This is a genomic window from Pseudomonas sp. TE3728, assembly GCF_056279145.1.
Window position 1 is genome coordinate 6098679 of sequence record NZ_JBWBQT010000001.1, and the last position, 21241, is coordinate 6119919.

General features: G+C 58.2%; 19 protein-coding genes and 4 tRNA genes. 15 read left to right on the forward strand and 8 right to left on the reverse strand.

The genetic code is table 11. The annotated features are described in order from the left end of the window. Nucleotides 1-205: 205 nt before the first annotated feature. Complete coding sequence (locus ACZ89R_RS26955; RefSeq protein WP_429547561.1) at nucleotides 206-745, reverse strand: TetR/AcrR family transcriptional regulator; 540 nt, start codon at nucleotides 743-745, stop codon at nucleotides 206-208. Nucleotides 746-836: 91 nt separating this feature from the next. Between ACZ89R_RS26955 and ACZ89R_RS26960 the strand changes: the two genes are divergently transcribed. From ACZ89R_RS26960 to ACZ89R_RS26975, 4 genes are all read left to right on the forward strand, one after another. Next, on the forward strand, nucleotides 837-2030 hold the full coding sequence (locus tag ACZ89R_RS26960) for an MFS transporter (protein ID WP_429547560.1): 1194 nt from the start codon (nucleotides 837-839) through the stop codon (nucleotides 2028-2030). Nucleotides 2031-2072: 42 nt separating this feature from the next. After that, nucleotides 2073-2384 (forward strand): cupin domain-containing protein, encoded by a 312-nt coding sequence (locus ACZ89R_RS26965; RefSeq protein ID WP_123496194.1) that lies wholly within the window; start codon nucleotides 2073-2075, stop codon nucleotides 2382-2384. A gap of 105 nt (nucleotides 2385-2489) precedes the next feature. Continuing rightward, a complete protein-coding gene (locus ACZ89R_RS26970) occupies nucleotides 2490-3641 on the forward strand; it encodes a TDT family transporter (protein WP_429547559.1) in 1152 nt (383 codons plus the stop codon). A 98-nt stretch (nucleotides 3642-3739) separates the two neighbouring features. Continuing rightward, nucleotides 3740-5614: an MFS transporter gene (locus ACZ89R_RS26975; RefSeq protein WP_429547558.1), complete on the forward strand. Its 1875-nt coding sequence runs from the start codon at nucleotides 3740-3742 to the stop codon at nucleotides 5612-5614. A gap of 106 nt (nucleotides 5615-5720) precedes the next feature. On the opposite strand, the gene sugE is transcribed toward ACZ89R_RS26975, so the two are convergent. The 3 genes from sugE to rdgC form a co-directional block, all read right to left on the reverse strand. Beyond that, on the reverse strand, nucleotides 5721-6035 hold the full coding sequence (gene sugE, locus ACZ89R_RS26980) for a quaternary ammonium compound efflux SMR transporter SugE (protein WP_008071553.1): 315 nt from the start codon (nucleotides 6033-6035) through the stop codon (nucleotides 5721-5723). Nucleotides 6036-6154: 119 nt separating this feature from the next. Next, the gene (locus ACZ89R_RS26985) at nucleotides 6155-7120 is read right to left on the reverse strand and encodes a bile acid:sodium symporter family protein (RefSeq protein WP_007898902.1); all 966 of its coding nucleotides are present in this window, start codon (nucleotides 7118-7120) and stop codon (nucleotides 6155-6157) included. Between the two features lie 143 nt (nucleotides 7121-7263). Next, entirely contained in the window at nucleotides 7264-8184 is a 921-nt protein-coding gene (gene rdgC / locus ACZ89R_RS26990) for a recombination-associated protein RdgC (protein ID WP_123496202.1), read from the reverse strand. A gap of 160 nt (nucleotides 8185-8344) precedes the next feature. Between rdgC and ACZ89R_RS26995 the strand changes: the two genes are divergently transcribed. The 4 genes from ACZ89R_RS26995 to ACZ89R_RS27010 all read left to right on the forward strand — a co-directional run bounded on the left by ACZ89R_RS26995 (nucleotide 8345) and on the right by ACZ89R_RS27010 (nucleotide 8874). After that, nucleotides 8345-8420, forward strand: a tRNA-Val gene (locus tag ACZ89R_RS26995). Nucleotides 8421-8438: 18 nt separating this feature from the next. Next, nucleotides 8439-8515: transfer RNA gene (locus ACZ89R_RS27000), tRNA-Asp, on the forward strand. Between the two features lie 187 nt (nucleotides 8516-8702). Next, nucleotides 8703-8778, forward strand: a tRNA-Val gene (locus tag ACZ89R_RS27005). A 19-nt stretch (nucleotides 8779-8797) separates the two neighbouring features. Next, nucleotides 8798-8874 (forward strand) — tRNA-Asp (locus ACZ89R_RS27010). Nucleotides 8875-9182: 308 nt separating this feature from the next. Here ACZ89R_RS27010 and ACZ89R_RS27015 read toward each other — a convergent pair. Further along, entirely contained in the window at nucleotides 9183-10319 is a 1137-nt protein-coding gene (locus ACZ89R_RS27015) for a catalase family protein (RefSeq protein WP_429547557.1), read from the reverse strand. Between the two features lie 3 nt (nucleotides 10320-10322). Beyond that, entirely contained in the window at nucleotides 10323-12155 is a 1833-nt protein-coding gene (locus ACZ89R_RS27020) for a di-heme-cytochrome C peroxidase (RefSeq protein WP_429547556.1), read from the reverse strand. 269 nt (nucleotides 12156-12424) lie between these two features. Here ACZ89R_RS27020 and ACZ89R_RS27025 point away from each other — a divergent pair, with 269 nt between their 5' ends. The 6 genes from ACZ89R_RS27025 (at nucleotide 12425) to ACZ89R_RS27050 (ending at nucleotide 15927) form a co-directional block, all read left to right on the forward strand. After that, nucleotides 12425-13138 (forward strand): FKBP-type peptidyl-prolyl cis-trans isomerase, encoded by a 714-nt coding sequence (locus ACZ89R_RS27025; RefSeq protein ID WP_007898896.1) that lies wholly within the window; start codon nucleotides 12425-12427, stop codon nucleotides 13136-13138. Between the two features lie 294 nt (nucleotides 13139-13432). Next, nucleotides 13433-13888 (forward strand): YkvA family protein, encoded by a 456-nt coding sequence (locus ACZ89R_RS27030; protein WP_123496210.1) that lies wholly within the window; start codon nucleotides 13433-13435, stop codon nucleotides 13886-13888. 111 nt (nucleotides 13889-13999) lie between these two features. Further along, on the forward strand, nucleotides 14000-14341 hold the full coding sequence (locus ACZ89R_RS27035; RefSeq protein ID WP_030131674.1) for a helix-turn-helix domain-containing protein: 342 nt from the start codon (nucleotides 14000-14002) through the stop codon (nucleotides 14339-14341). Next, entirely contained in the window at nucleotides 14338-14709 is a 372-nt protein-coding gene (locus ACZ89R_RS27040) for a hypothetical protein (protein WP_007898892.1), read from the forward strand. The genes ACZ89R_RS27035 and ACZ89R_RS27040 overlap by 4 nt, the downstream gene beginning before the upstream one ends. Beyond that, complete coding sequence (locus ACZ89R_RS27045; protein WP_192345787.1) at nucleotides 14710-15117, forward strand: SEL1-like repeat protein; 408 nt, start codon at nucleotides 14710-14712, stop codon at nucleotides 15115-15117. 486 nt (nucleotides 15118-15603) lie between these two features. Further along, nucleotides 15604-15927: a hypothetical protein gene (locus ACZ89R_RS27050; RefSeq protein ID WP_429547555.1), complete on the forward strand. Its 324-nt coding sequence runs from the start codon at nucleotides 15604-15606 to the stop codon at nucleotides 15925-15927. A gap of 194 nt (nucleotides 15928-16121) precedes the next feature. Here the strand turns inward: ACZ89R_RS27050 and ACZ89R_RS27055 are convergent, their stop codons facing one another. Together ACZ89R_RS27055 and ACZ89R_RS27060 are read right to left on the reverse strand one after the other, a co-directional pair. Next, on the reverse strand, nucleotides 16122-17912 hold the full coding sequence (locus ACZ89R_RS27055; RefSeq protein WP_429547554.1) for a bifunctional diguanylate cyclase/phosphodiesterase: 1791 nt from the start codon (nucleotides 17910-17912) through the stop codon (nucleotides 16122-16124). 134 nt (nucleotides 17913-18046) lie between these two features. Next, entirely contained in the window at nucleotides 18047-20128 is a 2082-nt protein-coding gene (locus ACZ89R_RS27060; protein ID WP_429547553.1) for a carboxy terminal-processing peptidase, read from the reverse strand. 138 nt (nucleotides 20129-20266) lie between these two features. Between ACZ89R_RS27060 and ACZ89R_RS27065 the strand changes: the two genes are divergently transcribed. Beyond that, complete coding sequence (locus tag ACZ89R_RS27065) at nucleotides 20267-21229, forward strand: zinc-binding dehydrogenase (RefSeq protein WP_429547552.1); 963 nt, start codon at nucleotides 20267-20269, stop codon at nucleotides 21227-21229. Nucleotides 21230-21241: the final 12 nt, after the last annotated feature.

Genomic DNA, 21241 nt, shown 5'->3' on the forward strand with positions numbered 1-21241 from the left:
ACAGTCTCGCATGACCGCTTGAGTTAGTCAGTGTCGACCAAGGTCGTGACGTGGCGGGGTGTCGCAGGTTGGGAGCCGTCAGATCTTTGATGCCTGTGCAGGCTTCATCGCGAGCAGGCTCGCTCCCACATTGGATCTATTGCCGGTCACAATTTATGTGTCCACTGAAGATCAACTGTGGGAGCGAGCCTGCTCGCGATGGCGGTTACTGATTCAGCGCAATATCAATCAACCGATGCAACTCTTCAACCTCCAGCGCCTGCGCTGAAAACAAAATGCGAAACACCGTCGGCGCCACCACCATATTGATCAGCCGATCGACACTCGGCTTCGGCTGATCGGGATAGCGATCCAGAATCGTCTGCAACTGCGCACCAATGATCGTCACGCAATAGCCCGGTGTGGCGCTGGATTGTACGTCGCGCATCATGTTGCGCCCGGGTTCGGAACTCATCTCGTCCAGATACTGCTCCGCCCAGGCCAGCACGTCACCGCGCAGGCTGCCGGTGTTGGCCGGTTCGCTGTCGGGGCGCATGCGGGCGAGGGCGACGTCGGCCAATAGCGCCGACAGATCACCCCAGCGCCGGTAAATAGTCGACGGCGTCACCCCGGCCCGGGCAGCGATTTGCGGCACCGTCACGCTGGCGCGATCCTGTTCTTCGAGGAGTGCGCGGACTGCCGAATGAATCGACTCTTGGACCCTGGCGCTACGACCACCTGGGCGTAAACCTTCTTTAATAGCCATACGGCGGACCTTAACACAAAGAATTTGCTTTAAGCGTTAGTCGGTAGCACACTCCGCAAAAGCAAAAAGTTAGCTTTTGCGGAGTGTGCCTATGTCCCGTCTAACGTCAAACCGTTCCAGCCTGTGGTTTCTGGCGATCACCTTACTCAGTTTTCTCGCCGCTTCCACCGCGCCAACGCCGTTGTATCACTTGTATCAAGAACACCTGCGGTTCTCGGCAGCGACCCTGACCCTGATTTTCGGCGTCTACGCCCTCAGCTTGCTGGCGGCGCTGCTCACGGTCGGTTCGCTCTCGGATTATCTGGGGCGCAAACCGGTGATTTTTACCGCCGTATTGCTGAACATGCTGGCGATGTTGCTGTTTATCAACGCCGACAGCGTTGCCTGGCTGATCAGTGCGCGGGTCCTGCAGGGTTTTGCCACGGGCATGGCCACCGCCGTTTTAAGTGCGGCGCTGCTGGACACTGACCGTCAGCAAGGGCCGATGGTCAACAGCGTCGCGCCGTTGCTGGGCATGGCGCTGGGTGCCATGGGCTGCGGCGTGTTGGCCGAGTTTGCGCCGCTGCCGCTGCAATTGACCTATTGGGTGCTGTTCGTGCTGTTTGTGATGCAGGCGCTGTACGTCTGGCGCCTGCCGGAAAGCGTCACTCGACAACCGGGTGCCTGGGCCTCGCTGCGCCCGACCTTGCATGTGCCGATTCAGGCGCGGCGTATGCTGTGGCGGGTATTGCCGATAGATCTGGCGGTTTGGGCGCTCGGTGGTTTTTTCGCTTCCCTGGCGCCGTCTCTGGTGCGGACCGCCACTGGGTCCACCTCGAATCTGATTGGTGGGGCTACGGTGGCCGTGTTGACAGTGACCGGCGCATTGATGATCTACACCTTGCGCAATCGGCCGGCCGACAAAGTCTTGCTGTTGGGCGCGAGCCTGCTGCCTGCGGGCGTTGCGCTGATTCTGCTAGCGGTAAACAGCGCCAGCCTGCCGTTGTTTTTCTTCGGCACTCTGGTGGCGGGTGGCGGTTTTGGCGCGGGTTTCCTGGGTGCCCTGCGAAGCATCGTGCCGCTGGCCTTGCCTCATGAGCGGGCGGGTTTGATGTCGGCGTTTTATGTACTCAGTTACCTGGCTTTCTGTTTGCCGTCATTACTGGCCGGCAGTCTGACGCGGACCTTTGGCTTGGTGGCAACCACCGATGGTTATGGTGCGGTGCTGATCATACTGTCGCTCGGTGCGCTGGTCGGGTTGATGCGTGTGCAGACTGTCAAAGTCTGTGGTGTTGATGTTCGATGACCGTTAGCCTTTGAGCCGCCATTCATTTCGACGGACCGACCCATGAAGATCATCCGCAGCAAATCCTTCACTGGTGACCGCGCCTGGGCGGCGCTGGACATTGCCAACATGAATGGCATCACCACTCGTTTGCACTGGACCGATCAGCCCTATAAGTGGCATATCAACGACGGTCAGGAAGTGTTCGTGGTGCTCGATGGGCAGGTGCAGATGCGTTATCGCGAAGAAGGCCAGGAGAAGGAAACGCTACTCGAAGTCGGCGATATCTTTTATGCCTCGGTGGGCACCGAGCATGTGGCTCATCCGCTGGGTGTGGCGCGGATATTGGTGATCGAGACTGAAGGCAGCGTCTGATGCATATCTGCAAAACAGATAACAGTTAGAGATATTACCCGTTATATCGATATTCTATTCGGATCTACCATGAACTCCCACCTCACGAGAGGACAGGAGTTCACCATGACCTGCACCCATAGCGTTAAACCCGGTATCAAACCGCTCAGTCATTTGCAGCACCCTCGAGAGGCCATCCGCCAATTCACCCCCAACTGGTTCGCAGCGACCATGGGCACGGGTGTATTGGCGCTCGCGCTTGCGCAATGGCCGGTGGCGAATCCCGGTCTGCATGCGTTTGCCGAAGGCCTGTGGCTGTTCAACATTGTCCTGTTTGTCATGTTCACGGCCATGTATGCCGCGCGTTGGGTCATGTTCTTCGACGAGGCGCGGCGGATTTTCGGGCACTCCACGGTTTCGATGTTTTTCGGCACCATTCCCATGGGCCTTGCGACCCTCATCAATGGCTTTCTGCTGTTCGGTTTGCCGCGCTGGGGTGACGGTGTGATTCCTGTCGCCGAAGTGCTGTGGTGGCTGGACGTGGCGATGTCGCTAGCCTGCGGCGTATTGATTCCCTACATGATGTTCACCCGTCAGGAGCACAGCATCGACCAGATGACTGCGGTCTGGCTGTTGCCGGTGGTGGCGGCGGAAGTGGCGGCGGCCAGCGGCGGCTTGCTGGCGCCGCATCTGGTCGATGCTCATTCACAACTGGTGGTGTTGGTGACCAGCTACGTGCTCTGGGCCTTTTCCCTGCCGGTGGCGTTCAGCATCCTGACCATCCTGTTGCTGCGCATGGCGTTGCATAAATTGCCCCACGAGAACATGGCCGCCTCAAGCTGGCTGGCTCTTGGGCCGATTGGCACCGGTGCGCTGGGCATGTTGCTGTTGGGTGCCGACGCGCCAGCGATCTTTGCCGCCAACGGTTTGCCGGGTATCGGCGAGATCGCCGCAGGGCTTGGCTTGGTGGCCGGCATCACGCTGTGGGGCTTCGGGCTCTGGTGGATGCTGATTGCGCTGTTGATCACTGTGCGTTACTTGCGCGCCGGTATCCCGTTCAACCTCGGCTGGTGGGGCTTCACTTTCCCGTTGGGCGTCTATTCTTTGGCGACGTTGAACCTGGCGAGCACGTTGCACCTGACGTTTTTCCGTGTCTTTGGCTGTGTACTGGTGGCGTTGCTGGCGGTGATGTGGCTGATTGTTGCCAAACGCACGGTGCAGGGCGCATGGCGAGGTGAGTTGTTTGTTTCGCCGTGCATTGCAGGATTAAACAAATAACCGGCAAAGATTGGGTAATCTGTGGCCTGGATCGACGCTCGACATTCCAATAACAATTGCCACGCCACTTTTTATCCAACATCAGGGACACATGGAAGATGAGTCACCCCTCGCAGTTCACCTTGCTTCGCACCCGGCGCTTCCTGCCGTTTTTTGTCACGCAGTCCCTGGGTGCCTTCAACGACAACATTTTCAAGCAGTCGTTGATCCTCGCCATTCTGTACCGGCTGACCATCGAGGGTGACCGATCGATCTGGGTCAACCTGTGTGCGTTGCTGTTTATCTTGCCGTTTTTCCTGTTCTCGGCTCTGGCGGGGCAGTTCGGGGAAAAGTTTGCCAAGGACGCGCTGATCCGTCTGATCAAGCTCGGGGAAATCGTCATCATGACGGTGGGCGCGGTCGGTTTCATGTTCGATCATTTGTCGCTGATGCTGGTCGCGTTGTTTGCCATGGGCACCCACTCGGCGCTGTTCGGGCCGGTGAAGTACTCGATCCTGCCGCAGGCGTTGCGCGAAGAGGAGTTGGTGGGCGGCAACGGTCTGGTGGAAATGGGCACCTTCCTGGCGATTCTCGCCGGGACCATTGGCGCCGGGATCATGATGTCGGCCAGCAACTACGCGCCGGTCGTGTCCACGGCAATCATCGGCATCGCCGTGCTCGGTTACCTGGCCAGCCGCAGCATTCCCCGGGCTGCCGCGGCATCGCCGGAAATGCGTTTGAACTGGAACATTTTCAGCCAGTCCTGGGCTACCTTGAAGTTGGGCCTGGGGCAAACCCCGGCAGTATCGCGTTCGATCGTCGGCAACTCATGGTTCTGGTTTGTCGGGGCGATTTATCTGACGCAGATCCCGGCGTATGCCAAGGAATGGATGCACGGCGACGAGACTGTGGTGACGCTGATTCTTACCGTGTTCTCGGTCGGTATCGCACTGGGTTCGATGCTCTGCGAGAAACTCTCCGGGCGCAAAGTCGAGATCGGTCTGGTGCCGTTTGGCTCATTCGGTCTGACGGTGTTTGGCCTGTTGCTGTGGTGGCATTCCGGCACGATTCCAGACAGCGTTGCCGGTCATGGCTGGATCGAAGTCCTGGGGTTTGGTCACGCCTGGCTGGTGTTGATCGACATTCTTGGGCTTGGGATCTTTGGCGGTTTTTACATCGTGCCACTGTATGCGCTGATCCAGTCGCGTACTGTCGAGAACGAACGGGCGCGAGTGATCGCCGCCAACAACATTCTTAACGCCCTGTTCATGGTGGTGTCGGCGATTGTGTCGATCGTCTTGCTGAGCATCGCCAAGCTGTCGATCCCGCAGCTATTCCTGGTGGTGTCGCTGCTGAACATTGGCGTCAATGCTTACATCTTCAAAATCGTCCCCGAGTTCAGCATGCGCTTCATGATCTGGCTGCTCGGCCATTCCATGTACCGCGTCGAGCATCGCAACCTGGAGCTGATTCCCGATGAAGGCGCGGCATTGCTGGTTTGCAACCATGTGTCGTTCGTCGATGCGTTGCTGATAGGCGGCGCAGTGCGTCGGCCGATTCGCTTTGTGATGTATTACAAAATCTACAATCTGCCGGTGCTGAACTTCATCTTCCGCACGGCGGGGACGATTCCGATTGCCGGACGACAGGAAGACATTCAGATCTACGAAAAAGCCTTCACCCGCATCGCTCAGTATCTGAAGGACGGTGAGCTGGTGTGCATTTTCCCTGAAGGCAAGTTGACCGCCGATGGCGAGATCAACGAGTTCAAGGGCGGGCTGACGCGGATTCTCGAAGAAACGCCGGTGCCGGTGATTCCGCTGGCATTGCAGGGGTTGTGGGGGAGTTTCTTCAGCCGTGATCCGGACAAGGGCGTGTTTCGTCGACTGTGGTCGCGGGTGACCCTGGTGGCGGGCCCGGCGGTGGCCGTTGAAGTGGCTGAGCCGGCGACATTGCAAGGGTTGGTAGGGGAGTTGCGTGGGGCCGTTAGATAGTCGTTGAGCGGGCGGGCCTCTTCGCGGGCAAGCCTCGCTCCTACAGGTTGAGGACACACCACCAACCCCTGTAGGAGCGAGGCTTGCCCGCGAAGACGGTAGAGGCCTAAGCGCTAACCTTGAGCCCAACCAACCCGGCAATGATCAACGCCACACTGGCCAGCCGAAACAGCGCCATGGATTCACCAAACAGAATGATCCCGGCGATTACCGTGCCCACCGCACCCACGCCAGTCCAGATCGCATAGGCCGTGCCCAGCGGCAATTCCTTCATGGCAAGGCCCAGCAGGCCAAGGCTGATCGCCATGGCGGCAATGGTCAGTGCGGTAGGAAGAGGGCGGCTGAAACCGTCGGTGTATTTCAGGCCGACGGCCCAGCCGACTTCGAACAGGCCGGCGAGAAACAGAATGATCCAGGACATCAGAGACCTCCATCGATGGATGGGGTCGTCCCCGGATTAATGATTCGATCGAGCCGCGAGGTCGTCCCCGCGTTGCGCAATAGAGTGCCCATCATTAATCCGAGGATCAAGTTTGCGGCTTAATCCGCCGCCTGCTGAGCAGCGATTTGCCGGTCTTCCTTCTCGCTCATACGACGGAAATACGTCGAGAGCAGTGCTCCGGAAATGTTGTGCCAGACGCTGAACAACGCGCTTGGCACCGCTGCCAACGGCGAGAAGTGCGCACTGGCCAGGGCCGCGCCCAAGCCGGAGTTCTGCATGCCGACTTCCAGTGCCAGGGATTTGCGCTGGGCCAGTGGCAGGTTGAACAGGCGCCCGGTGAAGTAACCCAGCAAGTAGCCGAAGCTGTTGTGCAACATCACCACGGCCATGATCAGCAGGCCGGATTCGGCAATCTTCGCTTGGCTGGCAGCCACCACGGCAGTGACGATGATCACGATGCTCACCACCGACACCAGTGGCAACACGTCTACGGCGTGACGAACCCGATCACCGAGTACGCGCTGGGCAACCACGCCGAGCACGATCGGCAGCAGCACGACTTGCAGGATCGACCAGAACAGCTCCATGAACGACACCGGCAACCAGGCCGAAGCCAGTAGCCAGATCAGCGCTGGCGTCAGCAGCGGAGCGAGGAGGGTAGTGACGGCGGCAATGGCCACCGACAACGCCAGATCGCCACGCGCCAGCCAGGTCATCACGTTCGAGGAGGTGCCGCTTGGGCAGCAGCCAACCAGAATCACCCCGACGGCGATCTCTGGCGGCAAGTGGAAAACCTGGCAGAGTAACCACGCCACACCGGGCATGATCACGAAATGAGCGACCACGCCCAGCGCCACGCGCCACGGATGGCGAGCGACTTCGGCGAAGTCTTCAAGCTTGAGGGTCAGGCCCATGCCGAACATCACCAGACCCAGCAGCGGTACGATGGCGCCTTTCAAGCCGATGAACCAGGTCGGTTGCACAAACGCCACGACGGCGAAAATCAGTACCCAGTAAGCGAAGGTGTTGCCGACAAAACGACTCAATGCAGCCAGTGCGCGCATGGCCTGATCCTTGTTTAAGTAGCACCACAAAACCAATGTGGGAGCGAGCCTGCTCGCGATGAGGGGCTGACACTCAACAATGATGTTGACTGAAACTCCACTATCGCGAGCGGGCTCGCTCCCACAGTAGGCATCAAACGTCTTTAGATGCCCTGCGGCATCTCTTCACCGCCCAACGCCTCAACCATCGACGGCAGGAAGTCGCCGAAGGTCAGCATCATCAGGGTAAAGCTGGCGTCCAGTTGCCCCAGGGCTTCGTCGCCACCGTCCTGTTCTGCCTGATCTTGCAGCAGGTCTTCGAACTTCAGGCGCTTGACCACCATTTTGTCGTCAAGCACGAACGACAGTTTGTCCTGCCAGGCCAGCGACAGTTGAGTAACCACTTTGCCGGTGCTCAGGTGCAGCTGGATTTCTTCGCTGGTCAGGTCCTGACGCTTGCAGCGCACGATGCCGCCGTCTTCGTGTGTGTCGCGCAGTTCGCACTCGTCCAGCACGAAGAAATCATTCGCGGCTTTCTGGGTGGTGACCCACTCGGTCATGGTGGCGGTCGGCGACATCTTCACCGTCAACGGACGCACCGGCAGCGAGCCGATCACTTCGCGCAGGGTGGAGAGCAGGTCTTCGGCGCGTTTCGGGCTGGCCGAGTTAACCAGGATCAGGCCCTGTTTCGGCGCGATGGCGGCGAAGGTCGACGAGCGGCGGATAAAGGCGCGGGGCAGGAAGGCCTGGATGATTTCATCCTTGATCTGATCGCGTTCCTTTTTGTAGACCTTGCGCATTTGCTCGGCTTCGATCTCTTCGACCTTTTCCTTCACAGCATCACGCACGACACTGCCCGGCAGAATGCGTTCTTCCTTACGGGCGGCGATCAGCAAGAAGTCGCCGCTGATGTGCACCAGCGGCGCGTCTTCGCCCTTGCCGAATGGCGCGACGAAACCGTAGGTGGTCAACTCCTGGCTTGCACATGGACGCGCCAGTTTGGTGGCCAGTGCAGTTTCCAACGCCTCGGCATCAAAAGGCAGATCTTGGGTCAGGCGATAGATAAGCAGGTTTTTGAACCACATGGGGTGAGTCTCTCCTTTATACAAAGGGGGGCATTATTGTCCTCCGTGTGCCATAGGCCAACCCTTCTCTAAGCCTTTGGAAGGCCTGAGAAAATTAATTAAAAAAGTGCTTGCCAGAGGTTGGGTCGCTCCGTAGAATGCGCGCCACACCGAAAGTGAAGGGTGATTAGCTCAGCTGGGAGAGCGTCTGCCTTACAAGCAGAATGTCGGCGGTTCGATCCCGTCATCACCCACCATTCGCTTTAGTGTTACGCGCAGCGGTAGTTCAGTCGGTTAGAATACCGGCCTGTCACGCCGGGGGTCGCGGGTTCGAGTCCCGTCCGCTGCGCCATATTCGGTAACCTGGAACGCTGAACGCCAGGTCACCACGGAAAAGCCCGCTAACGCGGGTTTTTTTCTGTCTGAAGTTCCTGCAGGGTGTGTCGTTTTACCGGTTTTCAGATTTTTTTGATTTTTTATCAATTAAATCAACACTTTATGAAAATCTGTGGCACAATGCGCCCCGCAACGAAGGTAAAGGGTGATTAGCTCAGCTGGGAGAGCGTCTGCCTTACAAGCAGAATGTCGGCGGTTCGATCCCGTCATCACCCACCACTTACTTTCAACGCTACGCGCAGCGGTAGTTCAGTCGGTTAGAATACCGGCCTGTCACGCCGGGGGTCGCGGGTTCGAGTCCCGTCCGCTGCGCCATATTCGGTATCTGGAACGCTGAACGCCAGATCACCACAGAAAGCCCGCTTAATGCGGGCTTTTTGCTGTCTGGGATTTGGCTTTGTAGCGAATCCACTGAAAAAGCGACCTGTTCGGGCAGCGCCCGTCAGTTAGGACTTGAACACCGCAGCCCCTGTGGGAGCGAGCCTGCTCGCGATAGCGGCGGGTCAGCCAACATTGATGCTGAATGTACCGCCGTCATCGCGAGCAGGCTCGCTCCCACATGTTGTGCACCTGAACTGACAGGCATTGATCTGCTCGGGTCGCTTTTTTCGTTTCTGTCTTGCCTATTGTTCGGCGTTACGGCTGTGCCGGTAGTCGCTGACGGCCTCGTACACCGCTTTGCGCAACCGGTTGATCCCGCCAATCGGCCTATGGGCTTCAAGCCCGAACCATGGGTTGAACGACAGGTTGTCGCATTGCAGGTTCAGCGCCGGGGTGTCGAAATCCTGGGCAGGCAGCTTGATCCTGGCCACAGTTTCGAAGGGCGCGTCGCTTTCGTTCCACTCGATACTGGTGTCTTCGATCGGCATGTACTTGCCCGCATCCTGACGCTGGATCTGTAAAACGAAACAGGCCGGTACCCGATCGGTAGATAACTGCTGGTTCAGCGCACTGCGCAGGAAATTCGGCAGGTTTTGATTTTGCGTGGGCAGTGCGTAGACCGGGCAGCTATCGGGATCCGGAATCACACGGAATTTAGCGTTGGCATCACCGAACTTGTACGGCGAAACCGAAAAGTAAGTGGTCTGCGTCGGGCTTGCCGGGGCAGGGGAGAGCGTCGCCAGCGCAATAAACAGATGGCGAACTTGCCACGTGCGCGGGTCCCAGCCCGGGAAGAACGCCATCGCCTTTTTGCCATCAGCCTGAGCAGCCACATTCTGACGATACTCAGCGACATCGCTGACAAAGAAGTTCGGATGGTTGAACATCACGAAGTCCTGTTCGCTGTGCCCTTGTCGGTCACTCAGCAACTGTTTACCAGGCACATCGGATAGTTTGATGGCCATGCCCCGAGCATCGCGGATGCTATCGAACTGCGGATACGCATTGCCGTTGGACAGCCGTATCGTCGCTTGCCAGGTTTTGCCCGGTTCGCTGAACACGCCCTGACGTAACTCCGCCGTCAAATCCGGCAGCACCTGAACCTCGGCCTTCACGCAGCCATGGGCCTTGGCATGGGCATCGCGCAGGTAGCGGGTGCTTTCCCGGTGTTGATCGACGATACGTACGGCCGTCTGGATGATGTCCTGAGTCATTGCCGCTTCGCCGTCCGGAATCAGTTCTTCAGCCGATACCGGGCCGCGATGCTGCCAGGCAGACCAGGCCATGATCAGCGCCCAGCCGAGCAGGCCCAGACCCAACAACCACAGCAGGGTTTTGCCGAGGAAGGCACCCAGGCGCAACCAGAGAGTGATCAGCATGGGTCAATCCTTTTGACTGAGGCGGCGGTCTGGTAATTGCGACTCCATCGGGCCGCCCAACACTTTCAGGTATTCCAGCAGCGCCCAGCGTTCCTCCGGTTGCAGCAGACGACCAATGACGCCGTTACCGCGTTCACCTGCGCGGAACTCGTGGCCGCTGTTGTGATTACCGGTAATGCGCGTGTCGAACACAAAACCGTTGGTGAAGGCTTCGGTGCGATAGCCCACGTGTTTAGGGTCATATTCGAAGGTGCCCTTGTAGAACGTGGTCGCGCGTTCACTTTGTGGCGAGAGCAATTGATAAAGGCTCGGTACCGAACCGTTATGCAAAAACGGCGGCGTGGCCCAGACGCCCGCCAAAGGTCGGGCCTTGTAGCTACGCAACTCCTGAACGCCGATCGGCAGGCCGAATCCGTCCAGGTTCGGACGCTCTGCGGGTGTCACATTGGCTTCGCGGTAGGCCTGGTTGCCCACGAAAGCAGTGACATAAGCCAGTCCCTTGGCCACGGACAACTGGCTCATATCCAAAGGTTCTGTGGGTGCGGGATACAGCCGTACATCCAGTTGCGCAAGCTCCGCCGGATCCCACTGTAAAGCCGTCAGATCGAAGCGATGATCGGCAATGTTGTTGGCGGCGCCGGGGTCTGTGCCAATGACCTCCACAGGCAGCAATTTCAGATGTTGCACTGGTCTGCCGTCGCTTTGGGTGACGCGGGGGACATGACACCCCGCGCAATTTTCAGCGAACAGTTCGCGGCCTTTTGCGGCCAAGGGCTTGTCAATATTGCCCAACAGGGCTTCCGGCCAGACGGGTGGTTTGAGTCGCTGCAAGGTTTCTTCGATCCGATGCAGATCGCGCACCCGGACGCTGGACGGGTAGCGGTCGTCGCCCTTGAGCGGCTGCCCACTGCTGTCGAAGAAATTCAGCGTGGCGCCCACACCCAAGGCCTCACCGATATTACGGGCCATGGGTTGCTGCGCCGAACCGTTCCACTGCACCCAGTCGAAGGTCCACATGTCCCACAGTTGCGGGTAGTCCACCGGAGCGTTGGCCACCCGATAGTTGGCGGGTGAAATCGCGTCGCCGAAGCTGGCGTTGGCAATGCGCCCGAAAGCATCGGTGCGGCCGGGACCTTCTTCGGTGGGGTAAAGGCCTCGATGGGTGTCGTTCCAAGCCACTTTCAAGAAGGTATCGAGTGAGACTTTAAAATCCTGGCGTAGTTGTTGATGCCGTGCGTCGTAGTCCTGACCCAAAACATTGCGGGCGAAACGTTCGAATTTCCAAGGATTGTAGTAAGTCGAGGCGAGACTGGCCACCAGTGCCTGGCCGAAACTGCCGCCACGCAGGGTCGGGACGCTGGAGGGCAACACATGCTGGGCCGAGCCGCCGTCGATGCGCACAGCCTGGCCATTGAAGCGTAATTCGCCGGTGTGGCAGGCGGCGCAGGTGATGTCCAGATACTCGTCCTGGCTGCCGGGGTTTTGATGACGGGCAAAACCGACGGGCAGGTTACCAGGGTTGCTCGGCGTGGCTTTCTGGCTCGGGTCGATCAGAAACCCAAAGCGTGCAAGGTATTCAGGAGCGGCGAATCGTTTTTGCGAGAAGGGCAGTTCCAGGGCATTGAACCAGTCATAGCGCAAGCCTTTGACCTGGGTACCCTGAGGCGTGAAGTAGTAAGCCTGTCGGTCGGCGGCGCTCCATTGCTCCAGGTAATTTACCTGTTGCGCCGGTGACCAGGCCGGCAATTTCGGGTTGGCGACGTAATACAGCACTACGGCGAGGCCCAGCCCCAGCAAGACTGCGATCAGGATCAGCAAGCGAAATATGAGGCGCACGATAAACATCCTTGTCAGTTTGTAGCTCCCTTATGCCTCAGCTCAAGAAGTGCGGCAAGAGGCCATTACGCCAGAGTCTGTGGGAAGTGGCGCTTGAGTCCGTAAGAGCGAAATGACAGAAGCTTCATCCTTCTATAGCCAAAATGCGTTTAAACACCTGAACTTATCAGATGTTTCCTGCTCTCATGCCGGTAGCCATTGGTCGTGGCGGCCTGATAAGCTCGCGGCTTTACTCGATTGCCCTTTAGGCGCATGAACAAGGAAATAGCATGAAACAGCATCGGTTGGCGGCGGCGGTGGCCCTGGTTGGCCTGGTACTTGCGGGTTGTGATTCGCAGACCAGCGTAGAGCTGAAAACCCCGGCGCAAAAAGCTTCCTACGGTATCGGCCTGAACATGGGCAAAAGCCTGGCTCAGGAAGGCATGGATGATCTGGATTCCAAAGCGGTAGCCCAGGGCATCGAAGATGCCGTCGGCAAGAAAGAACAGAAGCTGAAAGATGAAGAGCTGGTTGAAGCCTTCGCTGCATTGCAAAAGCGTGCTGAAGAGCGTTTGGCCAAGATGAGCGAAGAGTCGGCAGCCGCCGGCAAGAAATTCCTCGAAGAGAACGGCAAGAAAGCGGGTGTCACCACCACGGCTTCCGGCCTGCAATACGAAGTGGTCAAGAAAGCCGATGGCGCTCAGCCTAAGCCGACCGACGTAGTGACTGTTCACTACACCGGTAAACTGACCAACGGCACCGTTTTCGACAGTTCCGTCGAGCGCGGCAGCCCGATCGATCTGCCGGTCAGCGGTGTGATTCCGGGTTGGGTCGAAGGCCTGCAACTGATGCACGTTGGCGAGAAGTACAAACTGTACATCCCTAGCGAACTGGCTTACGGCGCCCAAAGCCCAAGCCCGGCGATTCCAGCCAACTCGGTGCTGGTATTCGACCTGGAGCTGCTGGCCATCAAGGATCCAGCAAAACAAGACGCCCCCAAGTAATTCGCGTCTGCTTTAAAAACAACGCCTCGCTTATGCGGGGCGTTGTTGCATCTGGCGTTCAGTGGAGGTAAACAAAGCGAACGGATGCAGTACGCTGAAGTCATAGCCAGTGAGGGCGCTCGAGCTAGACGGGCCAGAACGCCAAGTCAATGAAATCTTGGGTTTTTTTATGTGAGTAAAAAACGCCCGATCTGAGTCAGGCCCTTATGAAACGGGGCTTTCAGCGGTGAAATGCAGCTCTGTTCACAAGGTTATCCACAATTTGTGTGGATAACATTTCAGTGGGAGTAATAAATGAAAACGCCCTGGAATTTTGCTCGTTTCCTGCCTCTGGCTGGACGCCTGCTCGCCCGTGGTCGTTTACCGACCCTGCTGTTCGCGGTTGCCAGCAAAGGCGCGAGCCAGGGCAATCGCCTGGGTAAACTCAAAGATGATCTGCGTTTGTTACAGGCACTCTGCCTGGCCTACTGGCGTGGTGAGTACCGGGCCATCAGCCCCAAAGCATTGGTCTCGGTGGTGGCCGGCTTGATGTATTTCCTGAGTCCGGTGGATGCCATCCCGGATTTCATCCCGGTATTCGGCATGCTCGACGACATTGCCGTACTGGCCTGGTTGATGAAAGTTCTCGATGACGAACTCAACGCCTTCCGTGCCTGGCGCAAGCGTCAGCTGCCGGAAAAGCTCGCAGTGGTCGAACGCCTGCCCGATACCCCGGAACAACTGCAACTTCAGGGCCCGAAAAAAACCTGAACCGATTCAGGATCATCCATATTCATACCCCCGCGACCTTGGCCGCTGTTAGGATTACACTTCTAGGGAAAAGCGCCGACTCGCTAAGTGTCGTTGTCCTACGGGGTAGTCATGGATATTCAGATAATTACACGCGAAGGCGAGCCCGAATATGCGGTTCTGCCATGGGCTCAGTATCAGGCTCTACTGAAAGCAGCAGGCATCAAGCAACAACCACCGCGCGACGCCACAGTGCCTCCCGCGGCGGCACCAGACCAGATTCTTCCGGGTCTGGATCAACTACGCAATTTGCGCGAAGGGAAGGGCATCGCCATTGAGGCGCTCGCCCGCACGGTAGGCATCAGCCCGTCATATCTAGCCTTGATCGAAAGCGGTGAGCGTCAACCCGACGCTGCTATTCGCCGCAGCCTCGCCTGGGAATTGACGGTGCCAGGATGGAGGGATGAATCGTGAGCGTACGCATCAGTCGTCAACATTGGGACGGATTGTTGGGGGAGCTGGATCAGGCGCGTCGTCAGCGCCATCTTTTGACTTATCGGGCGTTGCTGGAGCGTTTGCAGCTACCCACGCCGGCCATGCAAACCTTGACCGCAGCCCTTGAGCACCTCGCCGCGCTGGATGCCAGAGCCGAGCAGCCGTTGCGCAGCTCGCTGGTGATCAGCCAGGGCGCGAGTCGCTTGCCACGCACCGGCTTCTTCGAATGTGTCGAGCGACTCGGGCGCTTTTCCGGCCCGTCCGATGGCGTGGCTGCCGCGTCCTGGCATGCCTCGGAAGTGGTGCGGGTGTTCGAATACGAGTACCCCGAATCGGCGGAAGCCTGAGTGTTTTTACGACTCAAGGCGCGGGCCAGTTACTGGCTGGCCCGCCGATTGTTCCATTGGTCGTGGTTTGTGCGTCAGCCGCGAGGCTGGAATTGGCTCGAGGGCCAGTTCGCCCGTATGGCGAACCTGGGTGATGTCGGCGCCCAGAGCTTCTACGGCCACATTCTGGCCTTTCGCGGCGTCGGTCTTGGGGCACGCGAGGAGGGTGTGCGATTACTGCGCCTGGCCGCGTTGGCGGGGGATGGCAAGGCGGCCTATCAGGTTGGCGTGATCAGCCTGGCCGGTACGCCGAGCAAGGCGCCGGATCCGGCTGAAGCGGCTCGCTGGTGGGAAATGGCGGCGAAGGCCGGGCATCCGCTGGCTGAACTCAAATTGAAAGAATTGGCGTCTCGTGGTTCTGCGGATTAAATAATTGAGTGTCTGACAAATTAACGTGGCGTGAGGGAAACCTACCGCCACGTTTTGTTTCTGGTTGCTTTAGTAATGAGTTGATCGCTTTTAGCGAATCGCCCTACAGCAACATCATCCTTTCCCGACTTCTTTCCTGATTGATCCCCCGCAAAGTCTCGCGCGTTTATTTCCGTGTAGGTCCATCGGAGATTTCCTTCAAGTTGTAGCGGTTTTCATGAACTGGTGCGCGATGCGCTTCATCGATAGTCTTGGCCTGTCACTGCAAATTCAGTGACAGGGTGTGGAAGCCCTTCTATCGTTAGGCGCATCAAGCGCCACCAGTTCGGCGTTTTTTATCGTCTGTGTTTTATGGTGGCTGTGCGCGGGGCGCTTTCGAGTGCGCCGGGTGCCTAACGTCCTGGTCTTCCACACCTGCGTACAGCCGCCACCTATTGCGTGGAAGTGATTTCTGGCGGCTCCAATCCATACGTTAGGAATCAAACAATGACAGCAATTACCCCTGATCCACCCTACGAAAAACCAATTCCCCACCCCAAAAACCGCTTCATGGCGCTCACCAGCAATTGCAGTGACATGCCTACCCTGTTCGTCGATACCCATGCGCCGCTCGATGTTTTGTATGACGCTGCCGGCTATCGAATTCGTGCCGTCACCCAGGTGCTTGAGAACCTGTCCATGCGCGGCTCAGTAGAGTGTGATTCGACGATACTCAGCGACTTTGCCTTGCTCTGCGCCATTCCACTGCGCGATGGGTGTGATGTGCTGGATGTGATTGGGCGGCGGTTGCGGGCAATGCCGTCGGAATAGCGTCGAGCGGTTTTGTGGCGAGGGGGCTTGCCCCAATGCAGGTAAGTTAAGTGAGTATCCTGAGGGAGCGTCTTAACTTGCCGGCCCTTGCCACAAGAGCAAGATCAAAAGATCGCAGCCTTCGGCAGCTCCTACGGGATGTACGCCATTCAATGTAGGAGCTGCCGAAGGCTGCGATCTTTTTTGAGCGGCAATCACCGATGCCCGGCAACCAACGTCTCCTCGGCTGCTGGCACCGCCAGGCTATCAATCACATGCACGCTATATCCCGGCACATTCTTTGCGTGATGCTTGGCCTGTGATGCCATTTCCGCCAATTGGCTCGCATCGAGCTGTGCACAGGCCTGTGGATGCAAATGCACCACGCCGATGGACAGGGACAGCAGCGAAAATTCCTGTCTTATTCCTTGGCGGTTGGGTGCGATGAAGCAGCCGGCTTCCAGGTGTTCGCTGCGGTAAAAGCGTCGGCATTGGCTGTGGAAGTCGTCCAGCAGTTGGTTCAGGCGTTTGCGCCAGTCTTCCGGGCCAAGCACCAGCAGGAAGTCGTCTCCGCCGATATGGCCGACGAAGTCGCGGGATGGGTCGATGCGGTCGTTCAGGCATTGCGCCAGGCACAGTAGGACTTCATCCCCGCGACCGTAGCCGTAGATGTCGTTGAAGGGTTTGAAACTGTCGATGTCCACGTAGCAGATCACCGATTCCCGTTCCTGTTGCAGCAGCCGTGTCAGGCATTGCTGGATCGGTACGTTGCCCGGCAGCAGGGTCAGCGGGTTGGCGTAGCGGGCTTGTTGGATTTTCAGTTCGGTAATCAGCTTGAGCACGTCGATCACTCGGCCCAGACCCAAATAGCTGCCATTAAGGGTGATGATGAAGTCTTCTTCAATGCGTTGGCGGGCGCGGCTGGTGATCAAGCGGCTGACCTGTTGCAGCGACTGGCTCAACTCCACAGCGAGGAAGTCGTCGCTCATCAAGCGACTGATCGGCTTGCGGGCAAACAGGTCAGTGGCAAAGGGCTTGAGCAAGGCGTCCGAGAGCGAATGGCGGTGGACGATGCCACAGGGCTGGCCCTGTTTGTCGAGCACCGCCAGGGAGTTCAGGTTGGCCTGGCGGCGGAAGGCTTCCAGCACGGTGGCGGTCGGGGTGTCACTGGTCACCGCCGGTTGGTCGTTGAGCAGGGCGCTGAGGTCGCTGACTTCTTCGTTCAGTATTGCGGCGACGCTGTTTGGTTTGGGTATGAAAGTTCGGGCATCGCGGGGCGGATGCTCCTGGGGCCGGCAGAGCAGATAACCTTGCAGCAGATCGACGCCCATTTCGGTCAACACCGCCAGTTCTTCCGGCAATTCGATGCCTTCGGCGATCACTTTTGCTCGCGAAGCCTTGGCGATCTGCAGGATCGAACCGACGAACTCACGCTTAAGCGCGTCCTGGTGAATGCCATCGATAAAATGCCGATCGATCTTGACGTAATCCGGGCGCAATTCAGACCAGAGGCGCAAGCTCGAATAACCGGCACCCAGATCATCCAGTGCAATGGAAAAGCCCATTGCCCGATAGTGATGCAGGGCGTTTTGCAGCAACTGGAAATCGTCGGTCGGGGTCTGTTCGGTGAGTTCAATGACCACCTGGCTCGGTGGGATGCCGAAATCCTGCAACAGTTGCAAAGTGCGTCCGGGTTGGTGGGCGGCTTCGAGCAGGGATTCCGGGGATACGTTGAGGAAGAGTTTGCCGGGCAGTTGCTGTTCATTGAAGCGTCGGCAAGCACTTTGACGGCAAGCGATCTCCAGTTCGTTGAGGCGACCGGCCTGGCGAGCTACCGCGAACAGGGCAACAGGGGAGTGCAGCGGACTGTTGGAGGGGCCGCGGCTGAGGGCTTCGTAGCCAACGATACGTCGTTCAGAGAGGGAAATGATCGGCTGGAACAGGCTGTGCAAACCGCTTTGAGTCAATATTGAGCTCAAGGCACTCAGCTGTTCGGTTGTGGTCATGGCATTCTCTGGCGATAAAAAAAGGACCGGGTGCAAGGTGCACCCAGTCCTTTATTTCACGACAGAATGATGTCTGTTTGATGACGCTCCGGAGAGCGTCAGCATTAAATTGCCATCATTCTGATTGTAACCACTTAGTGCTTGGCAACCGCGGTGTTGAGTTTCAAGTAATCCAGCAGAATCCGCCCCGTCTCGCTCAGATAAGCATCGTCTTCTGGCTTGGTCTTGTCCTGCTCGGCCGCGATGGCATCTTCGTCTTCTTTCTTCAGCTCTTTGAGCGGTTCTTCGCCCTTGGCCTTGCGACGGATGTTTTCCATGGCCAGTTGCTTGGCTTCGATATCGGCATGTTGTGCACGACGCTCGGCTTCATTGAGGCTGACGGTTTTTTCGCTCATCAACTTCTGCGCCAGGGCCAGTTTGTCGCGGATGAACACGAACTCCGCGTCTTTGGCCGTGCGTACGTCATGCTCGGACTTGAGCTGCGTGATGTACGGTTTGAACGGGTCAAGCGCAGGCTTGATGGCCGCACGAATGGTGTCCCACGGCATGGCTTCCGGCAGGGCGCTTTCGCCGATTTCCTTGGTGTCGATGATCGACGGGTAATCGATGTCCGGCAGCACGCCCTGATGCTGGGTGCTCTGGCCGGAAACCCGGTAGAACTTGGCCAGGGTCAGTTTCAGTTCGCCATGGTTCAGCGGCTGAATGGTCTGCACGGTGCCTTTGCCGAAGGTCTGGCCACCAATGATCAGCGCGCGGTGGTAGTCCTGCATTGCGCCGGCGAAAATCTCCGAAGCCGAGGCGGACAAACGGTTGACCAGCAACACCATCGGGCCTTTGTAGAACGCGCCCGGGTTTTCATCTTCCAGCACATCGACCCGGCCATCGGCGTTACGCACCAGTACGGTCGGACCTTTGTCGATGAACAGACTGGTCAGCTCGGTGGCTTCCTGCAAGGAGCCGCCGCCGTTGTTGCGCAGGTCGATGACCACGCCGTCGACCTTGTCTTTCTGCAGCTCGGTCAGCAGCTTCTTGACGTCGCGGGTGGTGCTCTTGTAGTCCGGATCGCCAGCACGGAAGGCCTTGAAGTCCAGGTAGAAGGCCGGGATCTCGATGACGCCGAGTTTGTAGTCCTTGCCATCCTGCTTGAGGTTGAGAACTGACTTCTTCACCGCCTGATCTTCGAGCTTCACCGCTTCGCGGGTAATCGGCACGATCTTGGTGGTCTGGTCGTTCGGCGCGTTGCTGGCCGGAATCACTTCCAGGCGCACCACGGTGCCTTTGGGGCCACGAATCAGTTTGACCACTTCGTCCAGGCGCCAGCCGACCACGTCGACCATCTCTTTGTTGCCCTGGGCCACACCGATGATCTTGTCGGCCGGTGCAACCTGCTTGGTCTTGTCGGCCGGGCCGGCAGGCACCAGGCGCACGACTTTCACTTGATCGTTATCGCTCTGCAACACGGCGCCGATGCCCTCCAGGGACAGGCTCATGTTGATGTCGAAGTTTTCCGCGTTATCCGGCGACAGATAGTTGGTGTGCGGGTCGTAGGACATGGCGAAGGTGTTGATGTACGCCTGGAAGATGTCTTCCGCACGGGTCTGGTCCAGACGCGACAGCTGATTCTTGTAACGCTTGGTCAGGGTTTCCTGAATCTGCTTCGACTCTTTGCCGGAGATCTTCATCCGCAGCACTTCGTCCTTGACGCGTTTGCGCCATAGGTCGTCCAGCTCGGCGGTGGTCTTGAGCCAAGGGGCATCCTTGCGATCGACCAGCAAGGTTTCCTTGGCGGTGAAGTCGATCTTGTCGACGCCCTTGTTCAGCTCGGCAAGGGCAAAGTCCAGACGCGACTTGACGCGGTCCAGGTAGCGCTTGTAGATGGTGAACCCGGCGTTCAGGTCGCCGCTTTTGAGGAAGTCGTCAAACTGGGTTTTCCATTTGTCGAATTCGGCAATATCGCTGGCCATGAAATAGCTACGCGATGGATCCAGCAGCTTGATATAGCTGTCGTAGATGATCGCGGAGCGTGCATCGTCGAGCGGTGGTTTGCTGTAATGGTGACGCTTGAGCAATTCGACGACGTTCAGACTGGCGATTACTTCGTCACGATCGGGCTGAAGCTTGTCCCAGCTGTTGGCTGCGAACGAATTGCTCGACATCGGCAAAAGACCGAGACCAATGACAAGAGCGAGGGCGGTGCTGGGGAGCAGATGCTTCATGCTGATTCGACGCGGGGACAATTGATAACGCATATTAGGCCGTCTTTGAAGTCGCCGGATCCACAAGGACCGGTCGCATAATGCAAAAAGCCCGGCGCTACAGCTTCGGGCTCAGTCCAGACTCACTATGGAGGCACTGTGAAAGCATTGCAAGGCGTTGAGGGGCGAGTGGAGTGGGTTGAAGAGCCGAGTCCTACGTGCGATGTAGGACAAGTTCGCATCCGGGTGGCGGCAGCAGGACTCAATCGCGCCGATTTGTTACAGAAGGCGGGACTATATCCGCCCCCGCCGGGGGCCAGTCAAGTACTGGGTCTTGAGTGTTCGGGGGGGATCAGCGAGGTCGGTCCGGGCTCTTCCTGGCAGGTCGGTGATCGGGTTTGCGCCTTGCTGGCCGGGGGTGGGATGGCCGAAGAGGTAGTTGTCGACGGACGGCATGTGTTGCCGGTTCCCGAAGGTTTGTCCCTGGCCGAGGCGGCCGCGTTGCCGGAAGTGTATGCAACCGTTTGGCTGAATTTGTTTCAACTGGCTGCGCTCAAACCGGGTGAGAAAGTTCTCCTGCACGCCGGGGCCAGTGGAATCGGTTCAGCTGCCATTCAGCTGTGCAAGGCGTTTGGTAACCCGTGCTGGGTCAGCGTCGGTTCCGCCGAGCGTCTGGCCTACTGTGAAGCGTTGGGCGCACAGGGTGGAGTGGTGCGCAACGGCGATCTGGACAGCTTGAATGATCTTGCGCCGTTCGACGTGATCCTCGACCCGGTGGGTGGCAACTACGCGGCGTTGAACCTCAAGCTGCTGGCTCGCGATGGTCGTTGGGTGCTGATCGGTTTGATGGGCGGTCGCGAGGCGCAGCTGGATCTGGCGCAGGTACTGGCCAAGCGGGTGCAACTGCTGGGTTCAACCTTGCGCAACCGCGATGAGCAGTTCAAGGCCGATTTGTTCAGCGATCTCGGTCAGCATGTCTGGCCGCTGTTTGCCGAAGGGCGTTTGAGCCCGCAACTGGCCAGGACATTTGCGATCAAGGATGCCGAAGCGGCATTTGCGGAACTGGCGACCAATAAGGTGTCGGGGAAGTTGGTGTTGGTGATTGACGAAAGCCTGATCTGAAATCGGGTTGGC